The following is a 15,861-nucleotide window of genomic DNA, read 5'->3' on the forward strand; positions in this document are numbered from 1 at the left end:
TAAACTCGCGGGGCCAATCGGAATCATCGCATCAAGATGCCGTGACGTAAACTTCGAACTGGACGGCGGGCTGCCGGCCCGTCTAGGATTTATCAACAGATCTAGCAGCCGCGTAACGACGGCACTGCCAGATGCAACAGGTTGTGCTCAGCCGCCCTCAAGACGCACTAAACTCAGACGGATGCCCAGTGAACGACACTCCTGAAAAAGAAGCTATCATTGTCACCATCACGGCGATCCCCGAGCTCTACGACGAGCTGGTCGCGGCGCTGCAGAAACTGATGCCGGAAACCCGTCGTTTTCAGGGCTGTATCCAGGCCCATCTCCTGCTGGCACCAGAGCGCGGCGAGGTGGTCATTTTCCAGATCTGGGAAAACAGCGAGGTCCAGAGCGCCTATCTCACCTGGCGGGCAGAACGCGGTGATTTTGATCGGCTGGCAGAGTTCATACAGGACGAACAGATCTTCCGCACCTATGAGCTCGGCTAGGATCGGATCCTGCTTGCCCCGCCAGGCCTGCGCCGCCCGCCGATGGCAGCCGCATCAGTTGGCTGCCGCACGCTCCAGTGCCGGGCGCAGGGTGCTGTCGATCACCCGCTGCGTGATAGGACCGGCAAAACGCAGGATGATAGTGCCCTTACCGTCGATGACGTAGGTTTCCGGCACGCCATAGACACCCCAGTCCAGCGCCATCCGACCTGCCTCATCGCGACCGATGGCCGTATAGGGATTGCCCAGCTCGTTCAGAAAGCCAACGGCATTGTCTTCCTGATCCTTGTAGTTCACCCCGTAAATCGCCAGCCCTTCCTTGGACAGCGCATCCAGGCTCGGGTGTTCCACCCGGCAGGGGCCACACCAGCTGGCCCAGAAATTCACCAGTTTCACGCTGCCGTCACGCAGCGTGGCATCGTCGAACCCGGGTTCACCGGGAAAATCGGTCAGCACAACCGGCGGCGCGCTCTGACCTTCGCGCGCTGAGGGCAGGCTTTCGGGATCATCGCGGAACATGCCAGCCAGAAACAGGGCCACCAGCCCGCCAAAAACCAGAACCGGCAGCGCCATCACGGGAGAAATCTTAGCCACGGGGCGCACCTCCACGGGTCTGCATCTGTTGTTCCATTGCCTGCATCTCCCGCCGTATCCGGCGACCACGGGCGAAGGTGATCACCAGCAGTCCGGCCAGCAGAACCAGCGAGGCGCCGTAGGAAGACAGCACTTCAACGGCATATTTTCCAAGATCGGGCATCATGCGTCCATCCTTTCACGCAGCATCAGCGCACGGATCCGGCGGGCGCGGATTTCCGTGCCGGTCCGGTAGAGCACCAGCGCCAGAAACATCAAGCCAAAGCCGATCATGCAGACATAGAGCGGGTTGGAAAACGCATCGGCCACATTCTCCTCCTTGTCGAGCGAGAGCGACGCGCCCTGATGCAGACCCTGGTTCCAGAAGTTCACCGCATAGCGGCTGAGCACCGCAAAGACGGAGCCGACAAGACACAGGATCGAGGTGAGATCCGCCGCCGTGTCCGGATCCTCGATCGCCTCCCACAGGGCGATATAGCCAAGGTAGAACAGGAACAGCACAAGGAATGAGGTCAGCCGCGGGTCCCAGACCCACCAGGTGCCCCACATCGGCTGGCCCCAGAGCGCGCCAGTCACCAGCGCGATCAGCGTCATCACCACCCCGACGGGCGCTGCGGCACGCGCGGCCAGGGCACTGACATGATGACGGCGCACCACCCAGATCAGCGAGGCCACCAGCATCATGAACCAGGCGTTGATGGCGATCAGCGCCGAAGGCACATGCAGGAAGATGATCTTCACCGTGGACCCCTGCCGGTAGTCATCTGGTGTGAAGAAGAACCCCCAGACCAGCCCCACACAGGTCAGCACGGCAGCTGTGACCCACAGCGCGGGCAAGACCCGCTCCGAGGTGGTCAGGAACTTCTTTGGATTGGCGTATTCCCAGATCGACATGGTGGCTATTTAGCTCTTGCTTGAAGGGATCTCAATTCATTCATCCTAGCGCAAATTGACGCGCAGCACGGCGGCACTGGCAAAGGGCAGCAGCGCCAGCGAGGCGGCCGAGATACCGGCCAGCATCAACAGCGGCGTCTCTACCGCCATGCCCTCGGCCCCCCGGCGCGCCGCCTCGGCTCCGAAGATCAGCGTCGGCACATAAAGCGGCAGCACCAGAAGCGACATCAGCAGACCGCCCCGCTTCAGCCCAACAGTGAGCGCCGCACCAAAGGTACCGATCACCGACAGCGCGGGCGTGCCCAGCAGCAGCGAAACCACCAGCCAGAGAAACCCCTGCCCCGGCAGGTTGAGCAGAACCGCGAGCACCGGTGCTGCCAGAACCAGCGGCAGCGAGGTGGTGATCCAATGGGCCAGCGCCTTGATCGTCACCACCGCCTCCAGCGGCAGCGGCGCCGTGGCCATCAGATCCAGCGTGCCATCCTCCCAGTCCAGCGCCAGCAGACGGTCCAGCGACAACAGGCAGGCCAGGAGCGCGCCCAGCCAGAGGATGCCGGGCGCGATACGGCTGAGCAATTCGGACTGCGGCCCCACCGAGAATGGCACCAGCACGGTGACAATCAGGAAAAACGCCAGCCCAAGCCCAAAGCCGCCGCCGGCACGCAGCGCCAGCTTCAGATCCCGCAGCAACAGCGCCCTCACAGGAAGGCTCCGTCAAAATTGTCGAGATCCGGCAGCCTGGCCCGAAAACGGCCCACATCCAGCGTGTCGCCATCCAGGCCAAGATCGATATGCGTGGCGATCAGCGCCGCGCCGCCGCCGGCCAGATGCTGCTGCACCACCTGTGCAAACTGCTGCACCGAGGCCCGGTCCAGACTGACGGTCGGTTCATCCAGGATCCAGTAGCGCCGCCCCGTCACCATCAGCCGCGCCAGACCCAGGCGGCGTTTCTGTCCGGCCGACAGCGCCCCGGCCTGCCGGTCGCGCAGACCCCGGAGGTCAAAGGCATCCAGCGCGGCATCAATCGCCCCGGTGGCAAAAATCGCCGCCCAGAACCGCAGGTTCTCCGCCACTGTCAGCGTCAGCTTGATCCCATCGGCGTGGCCGGCATAGGCAAAATCCTCGGCGCTGCCGTCGCCGTCAAAACTGATCTCACCCGCCAGCGGCGGTTGCAGCCCGGCGATGGTGCGCAGCAGCGTGGTCTTGCCGCTGCCGTTTGGCCCCCGCAGGATCAGCGCCCGGCCCGGTGTCAGCGCAAAGCTCACCCCCTCCAGCACCGGAACGCCGCCGCGCGCGATGCTCAGCCCTGCGATGGTCACTGTCATGAAATCCGCCTACCCATTTGGTTCTGCTTCGAAAAAGCCGATCCGGCGGCCGCTGTCCTTGCGCCAGATCAAGCCCAGGCCTGCACGTGCGACAGTCAGACCGCAAGCGCCGCAAGCGCGATGCGGCGGCCCTCGGACAACAGCACGTTATAGGTCCGGCAGGCGGCGGGGGAGTTCATCGCCTCAACTCCGATCCCGGCCCCTTCCAGCTGCTGGCGCAGACCGGCGGGGATATGGGCCACCTCGGCGCCGGTGCCGACGAACAGCACATCCACATCACCGGCAAGCGCCAGCAATGGCGCGCTGTCCTCATAGCCACCCCAGTCCGTGGTCCCCGTGGCCCCGGTCAGGATATTGCCGTGATGCACCTCACCGCCAACCCGAAAGAACCCCGGCCCATAGCCATCAATTGGCAGGGCATCCGTATAGGCTACTTCGTTCAAACGCATGGCGTGCATCCTTTGTACGTGGTCGGGTGGTGGGCGGGCGACCCTGCCCTGCCCGGCTGCATAACATGTCCGCCACCGCGACAAAATACCAGCGCCGCATATGCCGATAAAAAGAGGCCGCAACCCATGGGGCTGCGGCCTTTGATCCGTCGCGCGGTCTGAACCCTCAGGCGTCGATATTGGCGAACTGGTTGCCTGCAGTGTTCGACGGCTTGGTCCAGTCGCGTTTCACACCCAGCCACAACAGGATGGTGGAGGCCACGAAGATCGACGAATAGGTGCCGATGATGACGCCCCAGATCATCGCAAAGACAAAGCCCCGGATCACATCGCCGCCCAGCACATAAAGCGAGATCAGCGCCAGCAATGTGGTCACCGAGGTCATCACCGTCCGGCTGAGGGTTTCGTTGATCGAGATGTTCAGAACCTCGGCCAGTGGCTTTTTCTTGTAGCGACGTAGGTTTTCACGCACCCGGTCAAAAACCACCACGGTATCGTTCAGCGAATAGCCGACGATGGTCAGCAGCGCCGCGATGATGGCCAGATCGAACTTGATCTGCAGTTCCGAGAACACGCCAATGGTCAGCACCACATCGTGGACAAGCGCGGCAACAGCGCCAAGCGCGAACTGCCACTCAAAGCGCAGCCAGATATAGATCAGAACCGCGCCAATCGCGAGGGCGACCGCCAGAACCGCCGTCTGTACCAGCTCACCCGAGACCTTGGGGCCTACAGATTCCACCGAGACGAATTTGATCCCCGGTGCCACCGTATCCAGTGCTGCATTCACATCCGCAATCACTGCGCCGGAAATCGACTCACCATCGCCCTGCGCCTGAATGCGCACCATGGCCACATGCTGGTCCTCGTCAAAGGTCGGATCGAACACCTCGCTGATGGTGATGTCCCCCAGCTCCAGCGGTTCCAGCGCGCCGCGATAGGCGCCCACGTCGATCTCGGTCGTGCTTTCGGTCCGGATGGTGGTGCCGCCGCGGAAGTCGATGCCGAAATTCAGCCCCTGCAAGGCAAAGGAGGCAAAGCCGACAACGATCATCAGCGCAGAGATGCCCAGCCACAGTTTCCAGAGTCTGAAGAAATCAAACGAGGTATTTTCGGGAATTAGTTTCAGCCGCATCTCAGACCTCGATTGTTTTCGGACGACGCCGTTCAAACCACATCACGATGATCACCCGCGTCACGAAGATCGCGGTGAAGACCGATGTCAGAATCCCCAGCCCCAGCGTGATCGCAAAGCCGCGCACCGGGCCAGAGCCCATGGCGAACAGGATCACGGCGGTGATGAAGGTGGTTATATTGGCGTCAAGAATGGCGCTCAGCGCCTTGGAATAGCCTTCGTCAATGGCCCGTGCAGGACCTCGACCGGCCTTCAGCTCCTCGCGGATCCGTTCAAAGATCAGCACATTGGCATCCACCGCCATACCGACCGTCAGAACGATACCCGCAATCCCCGGCAGGGTCAGCGTCGCACCAATCAGGCTCAGCGCGCCAAAGATAAGCGCGATATTGAGGATCAGCGCGATATTGGCAAAGATCCCGAACAGACCGTAGCTCAGCGCCATGAACACCAGCACCCCGACAAAGGCGACGATGGTCGCAACCTTGCCCGCGTCGATGCTGTCCTGACCCAGTTCCGGGCCAATCGTGCGTTCCTCAAGGAACTCCAGCCCCGCAGGCAGCGCACCTGCACGCAGCAGGATCGCCATATTGGTGCTTTCCTCGATGGTGAAGTTGCCGGTGATAATGCCAGAGCCACCCGGAATATGCGACTGGATCACCGGGGCGGAGACCACCTCCTCATCCAGCACGATAGCAAAGGGCGAACCGATGTTTTCGGCCGTATAGTCGCCGAACTTGCGCGCACCGGTGGTGTTGAAACGGAAGCTGACCGCCGGGCGGCCGTTCTGATCAAACGACGGCTGCGCATCCACCAGCTCCTCACCGGTCACAACCGGTGCAGCCTCAACGGTGTAGAACACACCATTTTCGTCCAGCGACGGCACGACTTTGTTGCCGACACCCGCATTGGCATCGGCGTCCGTGCCGCGCCCCACGACGGGGTTAAAGGTCAGCTGGGCGGTGGTGCCGATGATCGCCTTCAGCTCAGACGCCGACCCGATGCCGGGCACCTGGATCAGGATCCGGTCGCTGCCCTGGCGCTGAATGGTCGGCTCTCGGGTGCCCACCTCGTCGATCCGGCGGCGGATGATTTCCAACGCCTGACGCACGGTGCGGTCATCAGAGGCCAGCTTCTCCTGCTCGCTCAGCTCTACGGTCAGAATGTCACCGGTCCCGGACACGGTGATATCCGTGGCCCCGGCGCCAGTCAGGCTGGTGATCGGATTGGCCAGACCACGCACAACCTCCAGCGCGCGGGCCATGCCCTCGGGCTGAGAGATCTTCAGACGAATCTGCCCCTCCGGTGCGGGCTGGCGGCGAAAGGTGCCAACCTCACCGCGCTCAGGGCGCAAAGCGTCGCGCACTTCAGGCCAGAGCGCATCCATGCGCGCGCCGTAGACGTCGGCCACCTTCACCTCCGCCAGAAGATGTGCGCCACCGCGCAGGTCCAGACCAAGGTTGACCAGCGACGACGGCATGAACGACGGCCATTGGCCCGCCACGTCCAGCCGCGCGGGGCTTTCGCCCTTCGCGATTATTTCGGCGGCGGCGTCATTGGCCTGCTCGACGCGCGTGTAAAACGCATTTGGCAGGGCAAGCAAAAGGCCGGTCACACAGACCAGCCAGATGAGAACCCGCTTCCAGAGATCAATTTGCAGCATTGCCCTGCCTTTTCAGTTGGTTAAGCGGGGATACTTACGCTGCCGGCTCGGTCTTGTTCAGAACCTGCGCGATGGTGGATTTGATCACGCGGATTTTCACACCCTCGGCGATTTCCACTTCGATCTCGCGATCGTCCTTGACCTTGGCCACCTTGCCGATGATGCCACCCTGGGTCACCACCTGATCGCCCCGGCGCAGCGCCTCGACCATCGCCTGATGGGTCTTCAGTTTTTTCTGCTGCGGACGGATCAGCAGGAAATACATGATCGCAAAGATCAGAATGAGCGGGAGAAACTGGGCGAGTGCGCCACCTTCCATGGGATATTCCTTCTGTGTGACAGGCGCTTCAGACGCCCTTAATTTTGCAGGGGAACCTATGCGCTGGCCCGGGGCTTTGCAAGGCTAACGGGGCCAGTTGCGATACCGCAAACGCAGTTGACCCATGGCGGGAGCGATGAGAGGGTTTTTACAACCCATTTCAGATCCAGATTGCCCATATGACCACGATTACCCTGCCGATTGATCCCAAGCATTTTTGGGCGATTGTTGCCCTCGCTGGCTTTGTACTGGCGGTGGCTGTCGTCTATGCAGCCATGCCCCGCTCGGAGGGCAAGCACACCGATCCGCTAGACCGCCTCAAAGATATTCTGGGACTGGGACAGTTCGGCGACGGGCTGTTTCTGTTGCTTGCCCTGATGTGGTCCGGCCTGTTTCTGGCGCTGTTCACCGGTCTGCTGCTGATGCTGTGGGAGCTGATCTGGTTTGTGGTCCCACAAAATCCGTTGGCAGAGGCATCTGCCCGTTTCGCCCTGCTGCGTCTGGCGGCGATGACTGCAACCCTTGGCGCGGTGGTGGCGCTGCCTTTCACCCTGATCCGGATCCGACTGACGCGCGAGGCCAACAAGACAGCTGATGAATCCCTGTTCAACGACAAGATCAACGCCGCCACCGAAGACCTGCACGCCATGCGCCAGCGCTGGGACGAAGAGCAGAAGCAAAATATCTGGGAAGACGACATAACCCGCCGCAACGCCGCCATTGATCGACTGGAAGGGCTGGTGAAGGAGCGCCCGGACACAGCTCCCCGAGTTTCGCGACTGCTCAGCGTTTATGTGCGCGAACTCTCTCGCGAAGTACCCCCAGAAATTCCGCCAGAAGATGTGGCAACGAAAGAATTGCGAACATGGGCGCAGGGCCTCACGGTGAAGCGATCAGACATGGAAAACGCGGTGCAAGTATTAGGCCGCATGCGAAGTATCGACGGCGTAGACCCGAATAGGATAACTATCGACCTGCGAGAGGCTAATTTACAGGGGTTCGACCTATCGAAGCTACGGCTACAAGGGGCCCTATTTGTGAACGCTCGGATGCAAGGGACATGCCTCCACCGAGCACAGATACAGAACGCCAGCCTTTGTGGGGCACACTTGCAAAGCGCAGATCTCAGTTGGGCACGGGTGCAGAACGCAACTTTCACCGAAGCACAGATGCAGGAAGCGGTGCTAAACGGAGCATATATGGAGCGCACGCGCTTTGTCGATGCCGACATGCAGGGCGCACAGCTCTACGAAGCGAGTATGCACGGAGCAAACCTGAGCTGGGCGACGTTAGAGCAGGCATACCTCCGGAAAGCACGACTTCAAGGTTCGCGTCTTGTGGGAACCCGGATGCGCGATGCAAATCTCAGCGAAGCGCAGTTTGATCAGTCGACGACCCTAGACTATGCCGATTTCTCCAATTCCTTACTAAACCAACTTAATTTTACCAAGGTGAGGATAAGTCACGAACAACTCGCTAGCGGTTTTGGTACTCTGGGCACTATTTTGCCTGATGGAAGCGGGCCTGATAGCCCAAACTGGCCCGGGCATTGGCCGAGACATAAAATGACTTCTAATGTAGCGCGCCAACAATGGAAGAAATGGCAAACGGACCCCGACAACTACATCCCGCCCACGGCACCGGACGAGTAGACCACCGCCCCCTAGCGTGCCATCCCACAACACCCCGGCGGCAAACGTGCGCGCCCTCTTCCCCTTCCCGCCCCCATCCGGCATATGCTGGCGGCACTGATTCAACGCTTTAGGAGCACCCCCATGCATGACATCCGCGCGATCCGCGAGAACCCTGCCGCTTTTGACGCCGCTTTGGCGCGGCGTGGGGATGCGGCGATGTCCTCTGACATCCTGGCGCTGGATGAAACCCGCCGGGCCAAAATCCAGGCGGCCGAAACCGCTCAGGCCGACCAGAACAAGGCGGCCAAGGCCATCGGCGCGGCCAAGGCCAAGGGGGACGATGCCGAATTCGAGCGTCTGCGCGCGGAAGTGGCCGGCAAGAAAGCCGAAGTCGCCACCCTGCAGACCGAGGCCAAGGAACTGGACGCCAAGCTCACCGATGTGCTGGCCCGCATTCCCAACCTGCCCGCCGAGGACGTGCCCGAGGGCGCGGATGAGGACGACAATGTCGAGGTCAGCAAATGGGGGGCGATCCCCAATTTCGCCTTTGAACCGAAAGAGCACTTTGAAATCAAGGGCGTCGCAGCTGCGATGGATTTCGAAACCGCCGCCAAAATCTCCGGCTCTCGCTTTGTGCTGCTGAAGGGCGCCGTGGCCCGTATCCACCGCGCGCTGGCGCAGTTCATGGTCGACACCCATGTCGATGAGAACGGCCTGACCGAGGTGAATTCCCCGGTTCTGGTGCGCGATGAGGCGATGTATGGCACCGATAAGCTGCCCAAATTTGGCGATGACAGCTATCAGACCACCAATGGCTGGTGGCTGGTGCCCACCTCCGAGGTGCCGCTGACCTATTCCGTTGCGGGCGACACGCTTGACGAGGCTGCCCTGCCGATCCGCATGACCGCGCATACGCTGTGTTTCCGCTCCGAGGCGGGCAGCGCCGGCAAGGATACCTCCGGCATGCTGCGTCAGCACCAGTTCGAGAAGGTGGAGATGGTCTCTATCGTCCACCCCAGCCAGTCCGATGATGAGCAGAAGCGTATGCTGCGCTGCGCCGAAGGGATCCTTGAGAAACTGGGCATCCCCTACCGCACCGTCGTGCTGTGCACCGGCGACATGGGCTTTGGCGCGCGCCGTACCTTTGACATCGAGGCCTGGGTGCCGGGTCAGAACACCTACCGAGAGATTTCCTCGGTCTCCACCACCGGTGATTTTCAGGCCCGCCGCATGAACGCCCGGTTCAAACCTGCGGACGGTGGCAAGCCGGAATATCTGCACACGCTCAACGGCTCCGGTCTGGCGGTCGGGCGCTGCCTGATTGCGGTGCTGGAGAACGGCCAGCAGGAAGACGGCTCCGTCAAACTGCCCGAGGTGCTTGCCCCCTACCTGGGCGGTCGCCTGACCCTGACGGCGGCAGGTGATCTGGTTTAACAGAGCACTGCAACCTGTTAATAGAATATAAAAACCGGCGCACCCCAGCGCCGGTTTTCCTTTTCTCGCGAGACGCGCCTCCGGTGAGGCCTATTTCTTCCTGCCCTTTGCGGCAGCGGCAGAATCGTCCTGTTTCTTCGCACTGGCCTTCTTGCGGCCTGCCTCCTTCTTGCCGGTCTCTTTCCGGGCGGAGGCTTTTTTGGCAGGTTCCTTCTTGGCGTCTTTCTTGGCGCCGTCTTTTTTACTGCCGTCTTTCTTTGGATTGTTCTTGGCCTCAAGGATCGCCTTGGCCTTGGCCTTTTCCTTCTCGATGGCGCGTTTTGCCTTGGCCTTCACCCGCTTTGCCTTGGCTTTGGCCTTCACCTTTGCGGCGGCGAATTCCTCGGCCAGGGCTGCGGCCTGTTTGGCGGCCTTCTTGGCCTTGGTGACGGCCCTCTCCGCCTTGGCCTCCGCAGCGCGGCGGGCGGCCTCGGCCGCAGCAAGCGCCGAGCTGAGCTGCGCGGCATCGCCCGTCTGGGTATCCGCGCCATTGCGCGCCGCTGTCGCGGACGTGGCGCCATTGGCACGGTGATCCGGTCCGGTCCCGGCGCCCTTAGCGACCTGCTGCGCCTTGCGCGCCTCGGCCACAAGCTTCTGCGCGCGCAGCCGGCCGATACGCGGGATCCGGCTCAGCTCCTCCGGCGTTTTTCCGGCAACCGCCTCAACCGTGGCGCAGCCGTTTTGTGCCAGAACCTGCGCCAAGGCAGGACCGACACCGGGAAGTGTTGCAATGGATGTCATGAGGTCTCCTGCCTGTTGGTCGCCTGCATCCCACCCGCCACGGCGACCGATCCTGCCGCCTGCTGCGGGAATGGCACCAGCCGCTGCTGCTCCTCATCCCAGAGTTTCAGCCCCATGGCGCGGACCGCCTCGCCAAATTTGATCCGGCGCGGGGCAATCTCCGGCGGCAGATTGTGGTGGCACCGACGCAGCCGGTAGCTGGGAATGCGGGCGTTGAAATGATGAATGTCATGAAGCGTGATATTGGCGACTGCAAAGTCAAAAAACCAGCCAAAATCGAGGCACGATGATCCCTGAAGGGCGGCCACCTGCGGATTGAGGTCCGGCCGACGATCCCAATAGGTGTCCTCAAAATTATGCTGGAGATAGACCAGAAACACCCCGATCATCCCACCAAGGAAGGAAAACCCCAGCCAGATCAGCACCCCGGTCATCCCCGCGATGGCATAGAGCAGCGCGAGCAGCAGCACGATCACCACATTGTGCAGCACCACCCCCAGGACGCCAAAGCGCAGCGTGTTCTTCGGCCAGCGATAGCGGATGAAATAGGTGAACGCCGCCCCCAGCGGCACCAGCACAAACGGGTTGCGATACAGCCGATAGACCAGCCGCTGCGCCCAGCCCGCCGCCTGCCATTCGCGCAGCGTCATGGTGTGGATCTCACCGGACTCGCGGTGTTCCAGATTGCCGACATAGGCGTGATGCTCATTGTGGTTCTGTTTCATCACCTCAAACGGCGCAAAGGTGAAGGGCGACAGCACATGGCCTGCGACTTCGTTCTGCCATCGGGTTTCGAACAGCGAATGATGCCCGGTGTCATGTTGCAGCACATAAAGCCGCACCGCCGCAAAGGCAAAAACCACCCCGGCAGGCGCCATCAGATACCAGATGTCGGCGTAGCGGATCGCCAGTGACAGCGACAGGAAATAGACCGCAAACGTCCCAAAATAGCTGAGCGCCGCCAGCCGGTTATCCTTCTCGCAATAAGTCCGCGTATATGCTCTCAGATCCATGAAATGTTCCTTAGAGACGCAGTGTGACGCTGAAATGACGATGGCCTGAGGCAAATTGCCCGTGGCCCGGCGACGCTCAGACCGCCACTGTGAATACCCCACAATACCCCGACGCGGCGCCCCGCATCTGAGGGTCCGGCCGCCCGACCGGCATCAGATTGCGCAGAGAAGCCACCCCGGCTTTCAATAATCTATGGTGAAGCCTAGCAAAGCCAATGGCTTGCGGTCAAATGGGGCCAAGGTCGCAGGCGTGAAGCCGCGCGCCCCATGAAAAAAGGCAGCCCTCGAAGGGGCTGCCCGAAATCTCATCCTGCGGTCAGCACGGCAACGCTCAGCTGCGGCGGCCTTCCAGATGTTTGCGCAGCTTCGACGGCGGCGCTTTTTTCTTGCCCTTGTAGGGGTTCTTGTCCGACTGCGAGCGCAGCGTCAGACGAATGGGCGTGCCCGGCATGTCGAAATCCTGCCGAAGCCCGTTGACCAGATAGCGATTATAGCTCTCGGGCATCTTGTCGGGATGCGAACACATCACCACAAAGCCCGGCGGACGGGTCTTGGCCTGGGTCATATAGCGCAGCTTGATCCGTTTGCCCTGCGGGGCTGGCGGCGGGTGCTGTTCCAGCATCCCCGTCAGCCAGCGGTTCAGCGCCGCTGTTGGCACCCGGCGGTTCCAGACGTCATAGGCACGCATGATGGCCGCGTGCAGCCGGTCCAGACCCTTGCCGGTCTTGGCCGACACGGTGATCAGCGGCGCGCCGCGCAGCTGCGGCAGCAGCCGGTCAAAGGCCTCTTTCAGATTGCGCAGTTTTTCCTGCTTTTCGTCCTCGATGTCCCATTTGTTCACCGCAACCACAACCGCGCGGCCTTCACGCTCGGCCAGATCGGCAATGCGCAGATCCTGTTGTTCAAACGGGATTGCCGCATCCAGAAGGACCACCACAACCTCGGCAAATTTCACGGCCCGCAGACCGTCCGACACAGAAAGTTTCTCAAGCTTTTCCTGCACCTTGGCCTTCTTGCGCATACCTGCGGTGTCAAAGATCCGCATCGGCACATCCTGCCAGTCGATCTGTAGCGAGATCGCATCGCGGGTGATCCCAGCCTCGGGCCCGGTCAGCAGGCGATCCTCACCGAGGATCTTGTTGATCAGGGTGGATTTACCCGCATTCGGACGCCCGACAACCGCCACCTGCAACGGTTTGTTGCGGGTCGGCATCGGCACCGAGAGGTCATCCTCCTCGGCGTCCTCATCCAGCACGACGTCAATCTCCGGGCTGTCGTCCTTGGCGCGTTTTTCAAACTCATCCGCCAGCGGCATCAGCTGCGCATAAAGGTCGTTCAGACCCTCACCATGTTCGCCGGACAGGCGGATCGGCTCTCCCAGCCCCAGCCCCCAGGCGTCCAGAACACCGGCGTCGGCGGCATTGCCCTCGGCCTTGTTGGCGGCCAGAATCACATGCGCGGATTTCTTGCGCAGGATTTCGGCAAACATCTGATCAACCGGAGTCACACCAACGCGGGCATCGACCATAAACAGACAGATATCGGCCATATCGACCGCCCGCTCGGTCAGGCGGCGCATCCGCCCTTCCAGCGAGTTGTCGGTGGCATCTTCCAGACCGGCGGTATCCACCACGGTAAAGCGCAGATCGCCAAGACGCGCTTCCCCTTCGCGCAGATCGCGCGTGACGCCGGGCTGGTCATCCACCAGCGCCAGCCGCTTGCCGACGAGACGATTGAACAGTGTGGATTTGCCCACATTCGGGCGGCCCACAATAGCGAGGGTAAAAGACATCAGACCAACTTTCTGCGATTCAGACGCGCCCCATAGCGCATCTGCGCGTGCCCTGCCAGAGCACATCGCTGTTTAACCCTCTCCTACCGCATCAAAGCGCTATCGGAAAGCGTGCAATTGTCCCTTGGTCGACACGACATAAAGCGTGCCGCCAGCCACCACCGGCGCGGTGCTGGCACCGCCCGGCACCGCAACCGTGCGCAGCAGTGCTCCGCTTTCGGGGCTGAAAAAGCGCAGCAGCCCATCATTGGAGGCGACAACCACCTGCCCCCCGGCCACCACCGGGCCGTGATGCGCCACGATGGCGCCCCGCTTGCGGGGTTTGTCCTTCAAGTATCCGGGCAGATCGGCCGCCCAGATCGCCTCGCCGCTGTCCGCGTCCAGCCGCAGCAGCTGGCCCAGATCGCTGATCAGGAAAACACTGCCCGCAACCGCCCAGACCGGATCCACCGCGCCATGGGGGGCGGTCCACAGACGATCGCCAGCCGCCAGATCAAAGGCCGCAGTACGCCCGGACTGGTTGCCGACATACATGCGGTTGCCGGACACCACGGGCGAGCCGGTCACATCGCTGATCCGCGAAATCGTCCGCCCGATCCGCTTGCCCGCAACCGAGGCGTTCCAGCGGCGCAGGCCGCCCTTGCGGAAGGTCGCGGTAAGATCGCCGGATCCAAAGGCAAAAATCGCCAGATCGGAGGTCACCGCAGGCGCAGGCGCGCCCAGGATATTTGACGGGCTTGGGGTGGCCTGGATCTGCCAGGCAATCCGGCCATCCTTGGCATGGACCGCCCAGCCGGTGTCATCGCCGGCCACAAGATAGATCAGCCCATCGTGCACGGTGGGCTGCCCCGAGCCGGTCGCCTCAAGCTCCTGCCGCCAGAGGGTCGCGCCGGTCGCTGCATCCAGCGCGGTCAGCACACCATAGCCGGAGGAGACATAAACCACGCCATTGTCAAACGCCAAACCGCCGCCGGTGGCCTGACCGGAGCTGTCGGAGGCAGGCAGCAGCTCGCTCTGCCACTGCAAGGCCCCGTTTGTGGCAACGGCGGAAACTCTGGCGCCGCTGTCCAGCGTGTAGATGCGGCCATCGCCGACAACCGGCGTGGCAGTGATGCGCTGACGACGGCTGTCGCCCGCGCCGATGGAGGTAGACCAGATCGCGTTTGGAGCGGCGGCAAGCGCCGGGTGGACCGGCCGCAGCCCTTCGACACCGGGGCCCTGTGGCCAGCTGGTGTTGCTGCGTGCCGCAGGCAGGGCAATGGCGCGGGTTTCATTGGTCACCACGGCGACGCTGTCATCGCGCAGATCCAGACGTTCACCGCGCAGGATGACCTCAGGCTCGGTGCAGGCGGACAGGACCAACGCCAATGCGGTTCCTGCCAGAATGCCCCTTGCTCCCCAAAAGCTTGTTACTGCCGTCATTACCCTGCCCCGTTACTGCACTTATACTGCACGTTTCTCGCTGCGCCCGTCAGCGCAGATATTGTCCTCAGCCTTCTGGTGCCGCGGCCGGCTCCAGCGCTCCCCCAAGCGCCACAATCACTTGCGAGGCACGGTCTTTCAAGTCCGAGGTGACCGCCGCCGACGCAATAATCTCGCGCAGACGGGTGATAGCGGCCTCGGCATTGCCGTCTTCGATGTCGATCAGGGCCAGCTGTTCCTGCGCCAGCAGCGCCAGCGGCGCACCGGGCTGGGCCAGCGCCTCGAACTGGATCCGGCGGTCGGCGATGGGCAGGCTGTCCTGCTGCAGGCCAAGCGCCTTGAAGGTCGCGATATGGCGATAGATCACTGGCATCTCGCCATTGCTGGCCACCGCATTCAGCCGCTCAACAGCGGCCGCGCGCTCGCCTGCGTCGGCCAGAGCACCGGCCTGCAACAGCTTCAGCACCGTATCGCCTCCGGCGGTTTCAGCGGTGATGGCACCCAGCGCATTGGCACGGGCCGCGCTGTCGTCGCTGTCCAGCGCGGCGATCATCTGGTCACCCAGCGCCTGCGCGGCGGCCTCGGTCTGGGCGCGGTTGTATTCGCGCAGCGCCGCCCCGCCCACGATCAGCACCACGGCCACGCCGCCAATCCAGCCATAACGTTTGAGTATCTTGAACAGGCGATCGCGACGGACCTCTTCTGTCACCTCATCGATAAAGCTGTCGGTGTCGCTCATGAAAATGTCCCTGGCAGATCCGGCAACCGCCCCCGCGCTTGCCGGAAAGTTTCCTGTGTTCTGCTTCTCTTACAGTGCAACCGGTGCCAAGCCAAGTGGCCCTGTTGTGCCCGATCCCGCACAAACCGCTCCAAAAAGGCAAAAAATGTGAACTGAACTACAGAGTTTAGTATGGACAAT

17 protein-coding genes are annotated in these 15,861 nt (G+C 62.1%); 3 read left to right on the forward strand and 14 right to left on the reverse strand.

Going from position 1 to position 15,861, the window contains the following annotated elements; translation table 11 throughout:
* The first annotated feature begins 188 nt into the window (after positions 1-188).
* Positions 189-488 carry a putative quinol monooxygenase gene (locus VXL81_RS16485; protein ID WP_416555225.1) on the forward strand — a complete coding sequence of 100 codons (300 nt, stop codon included), beginning with the start codon at positions 189-191 and terminating at the stop codon, positions 486-488.
* Positions 489-542: 54 nt separating this feature from the next.
* Here VXL81_RS16485 and VXL81_RS16490 read toward each other — a convergent pair whose 3' ends face one another.
* From VXL81_RS16490 to yajC, 9 genes are all read right to left on the reverse strand, one after another.
* Positions 543-1,082, reverse strand: a complete 540-nt coding sequence (locus tag VXL81_RS16490) for a DsbE family thiol:disulfide interchange protein (protein ID WP_340545827.1) — start codon at positions 1,080-1,082, stop codon at positions 543-545.
* Entirely contained in the window at positions 1,075-1,248 is a 174-nt protein-coding gene (ccmD, locus tag VXL81_RS16495; protein WP_416555227.1) for a heme exporter protein CcmD, read from the reverse strand. The genes VXL81_RS16490 and ccmD overlap by 8 nt, the downstream gene beginning before the upstream one ends.
* Entirely contained in the window at positions 1,245-1,976 is a 732-nt protein-coding gene (locus tag VXL81_RS16500) for a heme ABC transporter permease (protein WP_416534182.1), read from the reverse strand. The genes ccmD and VXL81_RS16500 overlap by 4 nt, the downstream gene beginning before the upstream one ends.
* Before the next feature lie 45 nt (positions 1,977-2,021).
* Positions 2,022-2,678 (reverse strand): heme exporter protein CcmB, encoded by a 657-nt coding sequence (ccmB, locus tag VXL81_RS16505; RefSeq protein ID WP_340545830.1) that lies wholly within the window; start codon positions 2,676-2,678, stop codon positions 2,022-2,024.
* Entirely contained in the window at positions 2,675-3,301 is a 627-nt protein-coding gene (gene ccmA, locus VXL81_RS16510; protein WP_416540037.1) for a heme ABC exporter ATP-binding protein CcmA, read from the reverse strand. The genes ccmB and ccmA overlap by 4 nt, the downstream gene beginning before the upstream one ends.
* A gap of 95 nt (positions 3,302-3,396) precedes the next feature.
* A complete protein-coding gene (locus tag VXL81_RS16515; RefSeq protein WP_340545832.1) occupies positions 3,397-3,750 on the reverse strand; it encodes an Mth938-like domain-containing protein in 354 nt (117 codons plus the stop codon).
* 166 nt (positions 3,751-3,916) lie between these two features.
* Positions 3,917-4,885, reverse strand: coding sequence for a protein translocase subunit SecF (gene secF / locus VXL81_RS16520; RefSeq protein WP_340545833.1), 969 nt, complete (start codon positions 4,883-4,885; stop codon positions 3,917-3,919).
* A 1-nt stretch (position 4,886) separates the two neighbouring features.
* On the reverse strand, positions 4,887-6,548 hold the full coding sequence (gene secD / locus VXL81_RS16525) for a protein translocase subunit SecD (protein WP_416555229.1): 1,662 nt from the start codon (positions 6,546-6,548) through the stop codon (positions 4,887-4,889).
* A 34-nt stretch (positions 6,549-6,582) separates the two neighbouring features.
* Positions 6,583-6,867, reverse strand: a complete 285-nt coding sequence (gene yajC / locus VXL81_RS16530) for a preprotein translocase subunit YajC (protein ID WP_416555231.1) — start codon at positions 6,865-6,867, stop codon at positions 6,583-6,585.
* A 179-nt stretch (positions 6,868-7,046) separates the two neighbouring features.
* On the opposite strand from yajC, the gene VXL81_RS16535 reads away from it, so the two are divergent.
* Positions 7,047-8,519 (forward strand): pentapeptide repeat-containing protein, encoded by a 1,473-nt coding sequence (locus VXL81_RS16535; RefSeq protein WP_416555233.1) that lies wholly within the window; start codon positions 7,047-7,049, stop codon positions 8,517-8,519.
* Positions 8,520-8,642: 123 nt separating this feature from the next.
* Positions 8,643-9,935: a serine--tRNA ligase gene (gene serS / locus VXL81_RS16540; protein ID WP_340545836.1), complete on the forward strand. Its 1,293-nt coding sequence runs from the start codon at positions 8,643-8,645 to the stop codon at positions 9,933-9,935.
* A gap of 90 nt (positions 9,936-10,025) precedes the next feature.
* Here serS and VXL81_RS16545 read toward each other — a convergent pair whose 3' ends face one another.
* The 5 genes from VXL81_RS16545 to VXL81_RS16565 form a co-directional block, all read right to left on the reverse strand.
* Positions 10,026-10,715: a helix-hairpin-helix domain-containing protein gene (locus tag VXL81_RS16545; RefSeq protein ID WP_416555235.1), complete on the reverse strand. Its 690-nt coding sequence runs from the start codon at positions 10,713-10,715 to the stop codon at positions 10,026-10,028.
* Positions 10,712-11,728, reverse strand: coding sequence for a fatty acid desaturase (locus VXL81_RS16550; RefSeq protein ID WP_416542168.1), 1,017 nt, complete (start codon positions 11,726-11,728; stop codon positions 10,712-10,714). The genes VXL81_RS16545 and VXL81_RS16550 overlap by 4 nt, the downstream gene beginning before the upstream one ends.
* 331 nt (positions 11,729-12,059) lie before the next feature.
* Complete coding sequence (gene der, locus VXL81_RS16555; protein WP_340545839.1) at positions 12,060-13,520, reverse strand: ribosome biogenesis GTPase Der; 1,461 nt, start codon at positions 13,518-13,520, stop codon at positions 12,060-12,062.
* A gap of 99 nt (positions 13,521-13,619) precedes the next feature.
* Positions 13,620-14,942, reverse strand: coding sequence for a PQQ-like beta-propeller repeat protein (locus tag VXL81_RS16560; protein WP_340545840.1), 1,323 nt, complete (start codon positions 14,940-14,942; stop codon positions 13,620-13,622).
* A 67-nt stretch (positions 14,943-15,009) separates the two neighbouring features.
* Positions 15,010-15,681, reverse strand: coding sequence for a hypothetical protein (locus VXL81_RS16565; RefSeq protein ID WP_416555237.1), 672 nt, complete (start codon positions 15,679-15,681; stop codon positions 15,010-15,012).
* Positions 15,682-15,861 lie beyond the last annotated feature (180 nt).

The sequence above is a fragment of the Phaeobacter sp. JH204B genome (assembly GCF_048055755.1).
Classification (GTDB): domain Bacteria; phylum Pseudomonadota; class Alphaproteobacteria; order Rhodobacterales; family Rhodobacteraceae; genus Phaeobacter; species Phaeobacter bryozoorum.

What these genes read in the sequence shown, in the direction of transcription:
- ccmD (WP_416555227.1), bottom strand. Translation starts at nt 1,248, where the DNA reads ATGATGCCCGATCTTGGAAAATATGCCGTTGAAGTGCTGTCTTCCTAC.
- VXL81_RS16500 (WP_416534182.1), bottom strand. Translation starts at nt 1,976, where the DNA reads ATGTCGATCTGGGAATACGCCAATCCAAAGAAGTTCCTGACCACCTCG.
- ccmA (WP_416540037.1), bottom strand. Translation starts at nt 3,301, where the DNA reads ATGACAGTGACCATCGCAGGGCTGAGCATCGCGCGCGGCGGCGTTCCG.
- VXL81_RS16515 (WP_340545832.1), bottom strand. Translation starts at nt 3,750, where the DNA reads ATGCGTTTGAACGAAGTAGCCTATACGGATGCCCTGCCAATTGATGGC.
- secF (WP_340545833.1), bottom strand. Translation starts at nt 4,885, where the DNA reads ATGCGGCTGAAACTAATTCCCGAAAATACCTCGTTTGATTTCTTCAGA.
- secD (WP_416555229.1), bottom strand. Translation starts at nt 6,548, where the DNA reads ATGCTGCAAATTGATCTCTGGAAGCGGGTTCTCATCTGGCTGGTCTGT.
- yajC (WP_416555231.1), bottom strand. Translation starts at nt 6,867, where the DNA reads ATGGAAGGTGGCGCACTCGCCCAGTTTCTCCCGCTCATTCTGATCTTT.
- VXL81_RS16535 (WP_416555233.1), top strand. Translation starts at nt 7,047, where the DNA reads ATGACCACGATTACCCTGCCGATTGATCCCAAGCATTTTTGGGCGATT.
- serS (WP_340545836.1), top strand. Translation starts at nt 8,643, where the DNA reads ATGCATGACATCCGCGCGATCCGCGAGAACCCTGCCGCTTTTGACGCC.
- VXL81_RS16545 (WP_416555235.1), bottom strand. Translation starts at nt 10,715, where the DNA reads ATGACATCCATTGCAACACTTCCCGGTGTCGGTCCTGCCTTGGCGCAG.
- VXL81_RS16550 (WP_416542168.1), bottom strand. Translation starts at nt 11,728, where the DNA reads ATGGATCTGAGAGCATATACGCGGACTTATTGCGAGAAGGATAACCGG.
- der (WP_340545839.1), bottom strand. Translation starts at nt 13,520, where the DNA reads ATGTCTTTTACCCTCGCTATTGTGGGCCGCCCGAATGTGGGCAAATCC.
- VXL81_RS16560 (WP_340545840.1), bottom strand. Translation starts at nt 14,942, where the DNA reads ATGACGGCAGTAACAAGCTTTTGGGGAGCAAGGGGCATTCTGGCAGGA.
- VXL81_RS16565 (WP_416555237.1), bottom strand. Translation starts at nt 15,681, where the DNA reads ATGAGCGACACCGACAGCTTTATCGATGAGGTGACAGAAGAGGTCCGT.